The following is a 13,478-nucleotide window of genomic DNA, read 5'->3' on the forward strand; positions in this document are numbered from 1 at the left end:
CCCTTCCATTTTGTAAATCCCCACAAAAATAAGATGTATAAAAATAATCCTAATCCCGACGTTGTTTTCTCATCGCCCCCACAGAATATTGCTTTTTCCCGCCAGGTTTTATGTTACAAAACCCGTCTACTTTATTGTTTTAACGCCATTATTTAGTCTGTTTCAAAATTTGTGAACTCTCTCACGCCCACCTTCCGGCGAGTGCCAGAGGCTATTTTCCCGTGGCACTGACCGGAAGGCTCCCTGATCGAACACTTCTTACACTGTTGCCCACCCGCCGTACTGACTTCTGACGGATCAGCGTATTACGGCAGACTTATTCACCTCATTACCACTCTGTTTCTCTACATAACAAAAGGTCCGGTGTATGAACAGTTCGATAGTTTTAGGGATTATCTGGCATCTGATAGGAGCGGCCAGCGCAGCCTGCTTCTATGCACCTTTCAAGCAAGTGAAAAGCTGGTCCTGGGAGACCATGTGGTCGCTGGGCGGTTTCTTTTCCTGGATTATTTTACCGTGGGCGGTGAGCTACGCACTTCTGCCCGATTTCTGGGCGTATTACGGCTCGTTCAGCTTTGCTACCCTGCTGCCGGTTTTCCTGTTCGGCGCGATGTGGGGCATCGGGAACATCAACTACGGCCTCACGATGCGCTATCTCGGGATGTCGCTGGGGATAGGCATCGCCATCGGGATCACCCTGATTATCGGCACGCTGATGACCCCGGTCCTGCAAGGCAAAATCGGTATGCTGTTCGGTACCGCCGGTGGCCGGTTAACGTTGCTCGGCGTGCTTGTGGCGGTGATTGGCGTGGCGATTGTCAGTTACGCGGGTTATCTGAAAGAGAAAGCGCTGGGGATTCAGGCGGAAGAATTTAACCTGAAAAAAGGGCTGATTCTGGCGGTGATGTGCGGGATCTTCTCCGCCGGGATGTCGTTTGCGATGAGTGCAGCGGTGCCGATGCACGACGCAGCACGCGCACTGGGCATCGACCCGCTCTACGTTGCCCTCCCAAGTTATGTAGTGATCATGGGCGGCGGCGCTCTCGTCAACCTCGGTTTTTGCATCATCCGTCTTGCGACACGAAGAAGCCTTTCATTCAGGGCAGACATGTCCGTGGCGAAATCCCTGCTGGTGGCCAATATCCTGTTCTCCATCCTGGGCGGCACCATGTGGTATCTGCAATTCTTCTTTTACGCCTGGGGACACGCGAGCATTCCCATCGAATACGACTACATGAGCTGGATGTTGCACATGAGTTTCTACGTGCTGTGTGGCGGGATCATCGGTCTTGTTCTGAAAGAATGGGCGGGCGTCGGCAGAAAACCGGTTCGCATTCTCTGCCTCGGTGCGCTGGTGATTATTCTGGCTGCCAATATCGTCGGGCTGGGAATGGCACTCTGACTTTTCCCCCGTAAACCCTGGCGGCAGAGCGTGCTTTGCCGTTATCAATCCGCCGCAATCAGCGAAAAAGGCTGCGGCGGCGTCTTTTTGGCCTGAGCAATAAACCGCTGCCGGTAATCCCTCGGCGAAACACCGTACGCACGGTTGAACACCACGGAAAAATAATTACTGTCGTCAAAGCCGCATTCGGCGGCCACGTCACCAATCGCCTTGTTGCCATAACGCAGCAAACTCATTGCCCGGCACAACCTGAGCTGGCGTAAATAGTTCATCACGCTTAGCCCGGTGTGTTGCTTGAATAACGCGCGCAGGCTGCGGGGATTCAACTGATGTTGCTGACAAAACGTCTCCAGATGGAACGGTTCGGCAATGCCTGCCCGCAGCGCCATAAGCAATAAATCCAGCTGATGTGCGTCGGGCAACACACCGCTGTCTGGCCGGTGCCGGAAGCGCAGCAAGAGCAGCGCCAGCTGCATCAGCAACGCTTCGCTCAGCTGAACAGACAGCGGCTCGGATTTCATACACTCCTTCGCCAGCTCATCCACTTTATCGCGCAAAACGGACATCCCGAGCGTGCTCAGCCGCCAGTAACGCTGTTCCTGGCTGGCATTTTCTCCCGGCAATAATTGCGCCCAGTCGGCTTCCAGCCGGAAACGTTCGCGGCAAAACAGCACATTATCGAGCGCCAGTTCATTGGCCGATTCATAGCTGTGCCGGTCTCTGGCGTTGATGTAAAACAGGTCGCCGCAGGTAATGGGATAGGGAATATCGTTCCAGATATGCATGCCGTTGCCACGCCAGACGATCACCAGTTCATCGAAATCGTGGTCATGGGTGGGGAAATCCGCCTGCGGATGGCGCTCTTCTACCACCACCGAGTTCATCCCGGTCAGAAAGAGGTCATTTTTATTGAGTCTTAAAGACATAGCAGCAATCCCATACCCGTTTGACGGCAAGATAAACGAGGCGGCTCAGGCAAAAACCTGAGCGCACGAGAGGCACCGCTTAACGTAGCTGATCACGCATGAGTTTTGGCGACACCGAAAATTCCCGACGGAACTGCGTCGAGAAATGGTTACTGTCACTGAACCCGCAGGCATAAGCGATATCCGTAATGCTCTGATCGCTGTGATGTAAACGACGGCGGGCTTCCAGCAGGCGCAGGCGGTTGAGATACCGCTGCGGCGTCATGCCGGTGTAATGCTTCATCTGCCGGTGCAGCGTGCGCAGCGCCAGCGAAAAACGTTCTGCGGCCTCGGTCCAGTTAACGTCCTCACTGTAATGTGACTGGAGCCATTGCAAAAGTTGGTTAACCTTGTTTTCCGAGGTATCTCGCAATTGTGGCTGAAAACAGTCCTGATAAAGCAGGATCAGCAACTGTAAAAACAGGCTTTCGCGCGTGGCGATGTGTTCCATTTCTACACTGGCGGGCAGCGCTTCCAGCTGCGCGATACAGTTCAGAACCTGATGCAACACGCACGGGCTGAGCTGCCAGTGGATCTGCGACTGATAGTGATGCTCCTGTGGCAGAAAATGGCCGACATCCTGAATAAAGCGAAACGCTTTTGGCGAACGGAAAAGCACATTGGTCAGCCGCAGGTTATCCACATTTTCAAACAAATGATGATCGCTGGCGCGGACAAAACACACCGTTCCGGCAGTCAGGGTATACGGATTGTCATTAAAGATGTGCACGCCCGATCCGCTTTCCACCAGCATAATCTCGTGGAAATCGTGGTAATGCTCCGGGAAAACGTCTTGCGGCAGACGCCGCTCAACCGTCACAGTCAGCTCAGGTGCCGCAAAATAATCATCACCCTTCAGTAACGTCATTTATCGCCTCCGGTTCAGGAAATCATGATGCTTCGGAAAACAACCCTACCCTGCGCGTGCCGTTCTTGCCTTCAAACGGCGGCGTGAAAAACGTCATAAACGGTCAGATTTTTAAGATTCACCCCACCATGCAACAGATCTGCGGCGAAGATCACAGTCGCCCGCCCCGCCCGCATCCCCGTTTGCAAAACCTCGCCAGCGCCAGCTTTCGGCTGATCTGTGATCTGCCTCGCATCTACCTTTTTAATGCTGCCATCCCGTCAAAACCGATGGCAATCACCGGAAGGTGACCCCGCAACGCCTCCCCTACACTGGCCGCATATTCAATAAGGAATGGCCGCTATGAGAACTCACCATCTTGCCGCTATTGACCTCGGCGCTTCCAGCGGCCGGGTAATGCTGGCGACGTTTACCCGCTACGATGCAGACCCGGCAGCAACGCTGACGCTGAAAGAAATTCACCGTTTTCCCAATAACCTGATGCACGTAGACGGTCACGAAACCTGGGATCTTGATGCGCTTGAAAAGCACATTCTCGAGGGGCTGAACCGCCTGGATGCGTCGGGCATTCAGCTCGACGGTATCGGCATTGATACCTGGGGCGTGGATTATGTCCTGATCGACGAATACGGCCAGCGTGTAGGGTTGCCCGTTTCCTACCGCGACAACCGCACCGAAGGCGTCATGGCGCGGATGGAGCAACAGCTGAGCCGCGAAGCGATTTACCAGAAAACTGGCATCCAGTTTATGCCGTTTAATACGCTCTATCAGTTGCGTGCACTGAGCGAACAGCATCCAGAGGTCGTAGAAAAAGCCGCGCATCTGCTGATGATCCCGGATTATTTCCTTTACCGTCTTACCGGCAAGCTGAATCAGGAATACACCAACGCCAGCACCACGCAGATGCTGAATATTTCCACCGGCGACTGGGATGAAGATCTGCTGAAACTGGCAGGCGTACCGCGTCAATGGCTGACAAAACCGAGCCAGCCCGGCCATTCTCCCGGCCTGTGGCACAGCCCGCGCGGCCGCAGCGTACCCGTTTTCAGTGTCGCCACGCATGACACCGCCAGCGCAGTCGTGGCCGCGCCGCTCACCGGCACGCACAGCGCCTATATCAGTTCCGGCACCTGGTCGCTGATGGGCATCGAAAGCCCGAAAGCGTTCAATCACGCCGGCGCGATGCACGACAATGTCACCAATGAAGGCGGCATCAACGGCAGCTACCGCGTACTGAGCAATATTATGGGGTTATGGCTGTTCCAGCGCGTCTGCCGCGAACTGAATATTCAGGACCTGCCTTCATTAATTACGCTGGCCAAAAACGTCCCGCCGTTCACCTATCTGATTAATCCGAATGAAGACCGCTTTATCAATCCGCCGTCAATGGTCGATGCCATCCGCGAAGCCTGCGGGCAGGCGGGAGAACCGGTTCCGGTCTCACCGGCTGAACTGGCGCGCTGTATTTTCGACAGTCTTGCCATGTTGTACCGGCAGGTGGCCGTTCAGCTGGCGAAGCTGCAAGGCGAGCCGCTTCGCGACATTCACATTGTCGGTGGTGGCAGCCAGAACCAGTTCCTGAACCAGCTTTGCGCAGACACCTGTCAGGTAAACGTCAGCGCCGGGCCGGTTGAAGCCTCCACGCTTGGCAATATCGGCTGCCAGCTGATGGCCCTTGATGCCGTAAAAGATGCCGCTGAATTTCGTCGCATAGTCGCCACGAATTTCGAACAACGCCATTACCTCCCCCGTATTCACGAGGATTTCCCAATTCACTGGCGCCGTTTTCAGGCGCTCTGTCACGCCAATGAGGAGCTCGCAGTATGACTTCATCTATCGATCACGCATGGACGCTAGCCAAAGAACGTTTTGCCCAGCTGGGCATTGATGCCGAAGCCGCAATCAAACAACTCGATTCCCTGCCGGTTTCCATTCATTGCTGGCAGGGGGATGACGTCGCGGGTTTTGAAAATCCGGAAGGCGGGCTGACCGGCGGTATTCAGGCGACCGGCAATTACCCCGGCAAAGCGCGGAATGCACAACAGCTGCGGGCGGATTTAGAACTGGCGATCTCAATGATCCCCGGCCCTAATCGCCTGAATCTGCATGCTATTTATCTGGAATCCGATAATCCGGTTCCGCGCAATGAAATCGAACCGAAGCATTTCACCGGCTGGGTCGACTGGGCGAAGAAAAACAAACTGGGTCTGGACTTTAACCCGTCCTGTTTCTCGCATCCGATGAGCGCGGACGGCTTCACGCTCTCCAGCGCCAATCCGGAAATCCGCCAGTTCTGGATTGAACATTGTCAGGCCAGCCGTCGCGTTTCCGCCTTCTTTGGCCGCGCGCTGGGCACGCCTTCCGTCATGAATATCTGGGTTCCGGACGGCATGAAAGATGTCACCGTGGATCGTCTGGCACCGCGCCAGCGCCTGATGAGTGCGCTCGACGAAGTGATTGCCGAGAAGTTTGATATCACCGAACACATCGACGCCGTCGAAAGCAAACTTTTCGGCATCGGCTCTGAAAGCTACACCGTCGGCTCCAACGAATTCTATCTGGGCTACGCCGCCAGCCGCGGCACCGCGCTGTGCCTCGATGCCGGGCATTTCCATCCGACCGAAGTGATCTCCGACAAAATCTCGGCCGCCATGTTGTATGTGCCGCGCCTGCTGCTGCACGTCAGCCGTCCGGTGCGCTGGGACAGCGACCACGTCGTGCTGCTGGATGACGAAACGCAGGCCATCGCCAGCGAAATCGTGCGCCATAACCTGTTCAACCGCGTGCATATCGGGCTGGATTTCTTCGACGCTTCCATCAACCGCATCGCCGCCTGGGTTATTGGCACCCGCAACATGAAAAAAGCCTTGCTGAAAGCGCTGCTGGAACCGACCGACCTGCTGAAAAAACTGGAAGTCGAAGGCGATTACACCGGCCGCCTGGCCCTGCTGGAAGAACAAAAATCGCTGCCGTGGCAGGCCGTCTGGGACATGTATTGCCAGCGTCACGACGTGCCGGTCGGCGCTCAGTGGCTGGATACCGTTCGTCATTACGAAACCAGCGTGCTGGCGAAACGCTGATTATCGAAGATTTTATGGCTGAAAAGCATTCACCTTATTCGCAGGAAAGAACTGATGAAAACATTATTTAGCGCGTGGTTTGTACAGGGCATGGTCAAAGCGACCACCGATATGTGGCTGAAAGGCTGGGACGAGCGCAACGGCGGCAACGTCAGTATGCGTCTGCTACCGGAAGATGTGGCACCGTACAAAAATGATTTTTACGCCCAGCCGCGTCAGGTTGAACTGACCCAGCACGCGCCGGATCTGGCTAACGAATATTTCATTGTGACCGGCTCCGGCAAATTCTTCCGCAATGTGCAGCTCGCCCCTGCCGAAGCGCTGACCGTTATTCAGCTCGATGACAAAGGCGCCAGCTACAAAATCCTCTGGGGCCTGACCGCGGGCGGCCTGCCGACGTCAGAACTGGCATCCCATCTGCAATCACACGCTGTGCGTAAACGCGTCACAAACGGGCAGGATCGCGTGATCATGCACTGCCACGCCACCAACCTGATTGCACTGACCTATGTGCTCGAACCCGACAGCGCGAAAATCACCCGCAAGCTGTGGGAATGCAGCACCGAATGTCTGGTGGTCTTCCCCGACGGCGTGGGCATTGTGCCGTGGATGGTCCCGGGCACCGACGGCATCGGCGCAGCCACTTCCGACCGGATGCAACATCACAGCCTGGTGCTGTGGGCCTTCCACGGGATCTTCGGCTGCGGCCCGACGCTTGATGACGCCTTTGGTCTGATCGACACCGCGGAAAAATCGGCGGAAATACTGGTGAAAGTGATTTCAATGGGTGGGATGAAACAGACGATCCAAACCGACGAGCTGATTGCGCTGGCTAAACGTTTTGACGTCACACCTTTTGAGGCCGCTTTAAAAGCCTGAACCGGCCATTAAGGCTCCCACTTATTAAAAACCCGGCACAGGAACGACGGAAAGTTTCCTGTCGCCGGGACCGGCGCAGATCAGGAGCCGCGCAGTCAGGATATTGATTTTAAATAAAATATGAGAGGGAATTTTATGAGTTTCATGCTTGCTCTTCCAAAAATCAGCCTCCACGGCCAGGGCGCGATCAGCGATATGGTTGCGATGCTGGCGACAAAACAACCGGGCAAAGCGCTGATCGTCACTGACGGTAAGCTGGTCGAGTTAGGTCTGCTCGATGGCCTGTTCTCCGCACTGAAAGCCGCCGGACTGCCGTATGCGTTATACGGCGGCGTGGTGCCTAATCCGACTTCCGCACACGTAGACGAAGGTTTCCGTCAGTATCAGGAAAATCATTGCGATTACCTGATTGGTTTCGGCGGCGGCAGCCCGATTGATACCGCAAAAGGCATCAAAATTCTGACAGCCAATCCGGGACCGGTGACGATTTATTCCGGCGTCGGCAAAGTGACGAAACCGGGCGTATTTCTGGTGGCGGTCAACACCACGGCCGGTACCGCTGCGGAACTGACCAGTAATGCGGTGATCATCGACAGCCAGCGTCAGGTAAAAGAAGTCATTATCGATGCGAATCTCATCCCGGATATCGCGGTGGACGATCCGTCGATTATGCTGAAGATCCCCGCAGATGTTACCGCAGCCACCGGTATGGACGCCCTGACGCACGCCATCGAAGCCTATGTTTCTGTCGGCGCGCATCCGCTGACCGATCCGACGGCGCTGGCGGCGATCTCGACCATTACCCGTTGGCTGCCAGAAGCGGTGGATCATGGCGATAATATTGAAGCGCGCGAGAAAATGGCGCAGGGACAATATCTGGCAGGGATGGCGTTTAACAGCGCCGGGCTGGGATTAGTGCATGCGCTGGCGCATCAGCCAGGCGCGACGCACAACCTGCCGCACGGCGTCTGTAATGCCATTCTGCTGCCGGTCGTGGAAGAATTTAACCGTGCTTCCGCCCCGCATCGTTTTGCCGATATCGCACGCGCCATGGGCGTGAATACGCAGGGCATCAGCGAAACGCAGGCCAGCATTGCGGCGATTAAAGCGATCCGTGATTTGTCGGCGAGAGTGGGAATTCCATCAGGATTCAGAGCATTAGGCATAGTCGAAGCCGACATCGAAGGCTGGCTCGACAAAGCGCTGGCTGACCCTTGCGCGCCGTGCAACCCGGGAACCGCTACGCGCGAAGAAGTGCGCGAGCTTTACATGAAAGCGATGTGACTTCTTTTCTCCTCCCCCTTCGCAGGGGAGGGAGAAAACCAAACCAGGAGAATTCGAATGATCCGTAAATCCTTCGTTATGCAGGTCAACCCGAATGCGCATGCGGAATATCAGCGGCGGCATACACCGATCTGGCCGGAACTGGCGGAGACCCTGAAAGCACACGGCGCGCACCACTACAGCATTTTTCTCGATGAAAAACGTAACCTGCTGTTCGGGTATGTGGAGATTGAATCAGAAGAAAGATGGAACGCCGTGGCGAAGACGGAAATCTGCCAGCAATGGTGGAAGCATATGGCAGACGTGATGCCTGCCAATGCCGATAACAGCCCGATCAGCAGCGATCTTAAGCCGGTCTTTTACCTCGATTAACCCGCTGTTCCCCGCTTTTTCCCTGCGCGGCAGACTGACCGTTTTTCCCCTGAGCCGGTCTGGCCGCCGCCGGTTTTTTCCCTGCACGGAATTCGGTGGATTTACCTTTTCCGGTCGCCGGATTTTGCGCTTTGGATCCGGTGAAACGCGTCGCGGCCGGTTTGTCTTTCCCGGAACGTGATGGCGTAAATTTCGGATCAAAGCCGTCAGGAGGCACCAGGCAATCCGGGCGGATGCCGATCAGGCGGCGCATACCCATCGCCGTCAGCGCTTCGCGGATCACCGGCCAGTTCACCGGATCGTGATAACGCAGCAACGCTTTATGCAAGCGACGCTGACGATCGCCTTTCGGCACCACCACGTCCTCACTTTTGTAATCCACTTTCCCGAGCGGATTTTTGCCGCTGTAATACATGGTGGTCGCGCTGGCGAGCGGTGACGGATAGAAGTTCTGCACCTGATCCAGCCGGAAGCGGTTCTTCTTAAGCCACAGCGCCAGATTGATCATATCTTCCGTTCGCGTCCCCGGATGGGCAGAGATGAAATACGGGATCAGATACTGCTCTTTTCCGGCCTGTTTGGAATAGCTGTCGAACAGCTCTTTGAACCGGTAATAACTGCCCATTCCCGGTTTCATCATTTTCGACAACGGCCCGGTTTCGGTGTGCTCCGGCGCAATTTTCAGATAACCGCCGACGTGATGTTCGGCCAGCTCTTTGATATAACGCGGATCTTCCACCGCCAGGTCATAACGCACGCCGGACGCAATCAGGATTTTCTTGATGCCTTTCAGGCTGCGCGTGCGGCGGTATAGATTGATGGTCGGCTCATGGTTGGTGTCCATGTGCGTACAGATTTCAGGATAAACGCAGGATGCGCGTCGGCAGCTTTGTTCCGCTTTTGGCGACTGGCAGCGCAGCATATACATGTTTGCCGTCGGGCCACCAAGATCGGAAATCACGCCGGTAAAGCCGGGCACGCTGTCGCGGATCTCTTCGATTTCTCGCACGATCGACTCTTCCGAACGGCTCTGAATGATCCGCCCTTCATGTTCAGTGATCGAACAAAACGCGCAACCGCCGTAGCAACCACGCATGATGTTGATCGAAAAACGGATCATGTCATACGCCGGGATCGTGGATTTGCCGTAAGAAGGATGCGGCACGCGCTGGAAAGGCAGGCCAAACACTTCGTCCATTTCTTCCGTGGACAGCGGGATCGCCGGAGGATTAATCCACACATAGCGATCGCCGTGTTTTTGCATCAGCGCCCGCGCACAACCCGGGTTAGTTTCGTGGTGCAAAATACGCGAGGTATGGGCGTACAGCACTTTGTCGCCCTTCACTTTTTCGAACGACGGCAGCAGAACGTAGGTTTTCTCCCACGGCTTCGGCTTTGGCGCACGAACGGTAATCGGCTGCGGCGCATCCGGCGCAGGAAGTTCCCCTTCGGAGCAGGGTAAATCCTCGCCGTACGGGTTCATGATCGGCTCAATTTTACCGGGCTTATCGAGCCGCGTGGAATCCACCCCGCTCCAGCCAATCAGCGCAGTTTTGCGCATCACGGCGGTATTTCGCACGTCGTGAATATCTGCAATCGATTCGCCCGCCGCCAGCCGGTGCGCCACTTCCACCAGAGGTCGCTCGCCGTTGCCATAAATCAGCATGTCAGCTTTGGAATCCACCAGCACTGAACGGCGCACGGTATCGGACCAGTAATCGTAATGCGCGATACGCCGCAAACTGGCTTCAATACCGCCGAGTAAAACCGGCACATCGCTGTAGGCTTCTTTGCAGCGCTGCGTGTACACCAGCGTTGCGCGATCGGGGCGTTTGCCGCCGACATTGCCCGGCGTGTAAGCATCGTCATGGCGCAATTTCCGGTCAGCCGTGTAACGGTTGATCATCGAATCCATATTTCCGGCGGTCACGCCGTAAAACAGGTTCGGCTTACCGAGCCGCATAAAATCGTCTTTATTGGTCCAGTCCGGCTGCGCGATGATCCCCACGCGGAACCCCTGCGCTTCCAGCATGCGGCCGATGATCGCCATCCCGAAACTCGGGTGATCGACATACGCATCGCCGGTCACCACGATCACATCGCAACTGTCCCAGCCAAGTTCATCCATTTCTGCCCGTGTCATCGGGAAAAACGGCGCTGTACCGTAGCATTCGGCCCAGTAGCGCGGGTAAGAAAACAATGTGCGATCGGGTTGGATCAGGCTGATTGGCATTAGGAGGTTCTTCGTTCGACGGCAAATAATTGGCCGCAAATTATACGGGGGCTTAAATTTCGACGGGCGGGCAAATCACTCAGATTTGATTTAGATCAGTTTTTGTTTTTGTGTACGAAATAAGGCCTGCGGGGATCAGGAGATCCTGACGGGTAAAATGATCACGCTTGCCATTCAGCGATAACTGATGGGAATTCACCCCTGGCGAACCCGGTTTGTAGCTGTAAGCCCTGTCAAAAGCCGGAGCAAGTTTCCATTGAAAATCTTCATTCAAAATAAAACCGAAGTTCTTTGTGTGGTCATCATGATTTCGGGCGACGATGTTAAATACCCTCCGGCGATACAACTCTAAAGCATCAATTTTGCTTTGACGCAGCACCTGCATGAGTGAGAACAATTGCTCGTAGCTCTCTGCTTATAATCCGCATGATCCATTGCGCAAAGCGACTGATAATGAATTTTACGGTTGCCGTCCCTGTCGAAGCGTTTCGTCATAAAATTAGTCGACTTTATTTTGATAAGGGATGCCTAAAAGGTCCTATAAAAAAGGCCTGCTGGTTTCCCCGCAGGCCTTTTGTTTTTATGACTTCTCAACGCAATGACAACGTTATTTCTTCGCCAGTGCCTCGAACACTTTTTCGACGGCGACCGCGCCCGGATCTTTCACGCCTTTCAGGCTGTTGCTGTTGAGATATGAAGAACGACCGGCATTGGCTTTTTTCATGCTGGCAGTGTCTTTTGCACCTTTGGCCGCGGCTTTGGCAGCGCCCTTCAGCGCCTCTTTTTTGCCTAATGCTTCCAGCGCAGGTTGCAGCGCGTCGATCATCGTGCGATCGCCGAGATCGGCGCCGCCATAATGTTTCATCCGCTCCAGGCCAAACAGCAGCGCTTTCGGCAGCTTCTCGCCTTCCGCCACCTTTTTGCCCGCCGCCGTGAAGAAGATCGACATCAGTACACCGCTGGATCCGCCCATCACGACGGCCAGACGATCGCCGACGATGCCGAGGAGATCGGCCACATTGTTCAGCGGCAGTTTTTTTCCTTTGTTCTGTTTCTGAATATCCCGCGCACCGCTGGCAAACGTTGAACCGGTATCGCCGTCGCCCACTTTGGCATCCAGCTTGTTCAGTTCATCTTCGAGGTCAGAAAGCGTCTGCGTGATGGTTTCGACAATTTTGCCGACCGCCGCATTAGACGAGGCTTTCGCGACTTTCTTCTCGCTGATCTTCTTACCTTTTTTGGTCGCCAGTTTTTCCAGTTTCACCAGCGGCTGCCAGCCGGACGCTTCAACTTCTGCCAGCAATGCTTCTTCGATGCCGCCTTTGAGCGCAATCACCGAGAGTGAGAAACCTTTCATATCCAGCGCGCTGACCAGCGACGCCGGGCCAATCAGATAACGGATTGAACCGCCGAGCGCGGAATGCACCAGTTCTTTAGTCAGCTGATTCATCTCCAGCGGCGAAACGCCACCGAGGTTGTTGACCAGCACTGCCAGTTTGTCGCTTTTCTTCACATGTTCCTGAAGTTTTCCGACCAGCGTATCAATCACTTTTTTGCTGTTCTGGGTTTTCATGGTCGATACGCCCGGTTCGCCGTGAATGCCCAAACCCAGCTCAACGTGGCCGGACTCAATGCGCTGTTCTTCTTCATCTTCACCGCCGCCGGGCAGGTTACAACCGGCGGCCGCCACGCCGATACTGGCCGTCGCATCAATAGCCTGTTGGGCAATTTTGGTCACTTCTTTCAGGGATTTGCCCTGTTCGGCCGCATAACCGGCAATCTTGTGAACCACCGCCGTGCCCGCAATGCCACGCGGCTGTTTGTTATCCGGCAGGGAAATGTCATCAGACACCATCACCAGTTCGACGTTGTATCCCATGCCTTTGGCTTTTTCTGCCGCAAGGCCAAAGTTGAGACGGTCGCCAGTGTAGTTTTTGACAATCAGCAGGCAGCCCGGTTTCCCGGTCACCGCAACAATGGCGTTGAGCACCGCGTCAACGCTCGGCGATGCAAACACTTCGCCACACACTGCTGCCGTCAGCATCCCTTTACCGACAAAACCGACGTGCGCCGGTTCATGTCCGGAACCGCCACCGGAAATCAGCGCGACTTTTTTCTTATCCCAGTCGCGCCGCACGACCACGCGGATTGCGGGATCAATGTCCAGCTTCGCCAGATTTTTGTAGGGAGAGGTCAGGATCACCCCTTCGATCACATCGTTAATCAGAGTCTTGCGGTCATTCATAAAAAATTTAGACATGCAGAGCTTTTCCTTTTAACTGTTTTCCAGGTGTGGAGAGGTAATGAAAAAGTATAGATAACCAAAAACATAACACAGGGAAAATGCGCGAAGGGAGCGGGAAAGGCGGTTTCCCGCCTTTTCAGAAATGAGGTA

General features: G+C 55.1%; 11 protein-coding genes. 6 read left to right on the top strand and 5 right to left on the bottom strand.

Going from position 1 to position 13,478, the window contains the following annotated elements; genetic code table 11:
• Positions 1-367: 367 nt before the first annotated feature.
• Positions 368-1,402, top strand: coding sequence for an L-rhamnose/proton symporter RhaT (rhaT, locus tag M2403_RS13300; RefSeq protein WP_259229480.1), 1,035 nt, complete (start codon positions 368-370; stop codon positions 1,400-1,402).
• 44 nt (positions 1,403-1,446) lie between these two features.
• On the opposite strand, the gene rhaR is transcribed toward rhaT, so the two are convergent.
• Positions 1,447-2,328: an HTH-type transcriptional activator RhaR gene (gene rhaR / locus M2403_RS13305; protein ID WP_152325219.1), complete on the bottom strand. Its 882-nt coding sequence runs from the start codon at positions 2,326-2,328 to the stop codon at positions 1,447-1,449.
• 79 nt (positions 2,329-2,407) lie between these two features.
• Positions 2,408-3,235: an HTH-type transcriptional activator RhaS gene (gene rhaS / locus M2403_RS13310; protein ID WP_152325220.1), complete on the bottom strand. Its 828-nt coding sequence runs from the start codon at positions 3,233-3,235 to the stop codon at positions 2,408-2,410.
• Positions 3,236-3,577: 342 nt separating this feature from the next.
• Between rhaS and rhaB the strand changes: the two genes are divergently transcribed.
• From rhaB to rhaM, 5 genes are all read left to right on the top strand, one after another.
• Entirely contained in the window at positions 3,578-5,062 is a 1,485-nt protein-coding gene (gene rhaB, locus M2403_RS13315) for a rhamnulokinase (RefSeq protein ID WP_259229483.1), read from the top strand.
• Complete coding sequence (locus tag M2403_RS13320; RefSeq protein ID WP_259229484.1) at positions 5,059-6,315, top strand: L-rhamnose isomerase; 1,257 nt, start codon at positions 5,059-5,061, stop codon at positions 6,313-6,315. Before rhaB ends, M2403_RS13320 begins: the two co-directional genes overlap by 4 nt.
• Positions 6,316-6,369: 54 nt before the next feature.
• Complete coding sequence (gene rhaD / locus M2403_RS13325) at positions 6,370-7,194, top strand: rhamnulose-1-phosphate aldolase (protein WP_165058925.1); 825 nt, start codon at positions 6,370-6,372, stop codon at positions 7,192-7,194.
• 135 nt (positions 7,195-7,329) lie between these two features.
• Complete coding sequence (gene fucO, locus M2403_RS13330; protein ID WP_259229488.1) at positions 7,330-8,478, top strand: lactaldehyde reductase; 1,149 nt, start codon at positions 7,330-7,332, stop codon at positions 8,476-8,478.
• Positions 8,479-8,535: 57 nt separating this feature from the next.
• Positions 8,536-8,850 (top strand): L-rhamnose mutarotase, encoded by a 315-nt coding sequence (gene rhaM, locus M2403_RS13335; protein ID WP_152325225.1) that lies wholly within the window; start codon positions 8,536-8,538, stop codon positions 8,848-8,850.
• Here rhaM and M2403_RS13340 read toward each other — a convergent pair.
• From M2403_RS13340 to M2403_RS13350, 3 genes are all read right to left on the bottom strand, one after another.
• Positions 8,825-11,083 carry a YgiQ family radical SAM protein gene (locus M2403_RS13340; protein WP_165058919.1) on the bottom strand — a complete coding sequence of 753 codons (2,259 nt, stop codon included), beginning with the start codon at positions 11,081-11,083 and terminating at the stop codon, positions 8,825-8,827. The two genes, rhaM and M2403_RS13340, sit on opposite strands and share 26 nt — an antisense overlap.
• Before the next feature lie 79 nt (positions 11,084-11,162).
• Complete coding sequence (locus M2403_RS13345; protein WP_259229490.1) at positions 11,163-11,468, bottom strand: HipA domain-containing protein; 306 nt, start codon at positions 11,466-11,468, stop codon at positions 11,163-11,165.
• Positions 11,469-11,690: 222 nt separating this feature from the next.
• Positions 11,691-13,343, bottom strand: a complete 1,653-nt coding sequence (locus tag M2403_RS13350; RefSeq protein WP_259229491.1) for a dihydroxyacetone kinase subunit DhaK — start codon at positions 13,341-13,343, stop codon at positions 11,691-11,693.
• Positions 13,344-13,478: the final 135 nt, after the last annotated feature.

The organism is Rahnella sp. BIGb0603 (genome assembly GCF_024808755.1).
Lineage (GTDB): Bacteria > Pseudomonadota > Gammaproteobacteria > Enterobacterales > Enterobacteriaceae > Rahnella > Rahnella contaminans.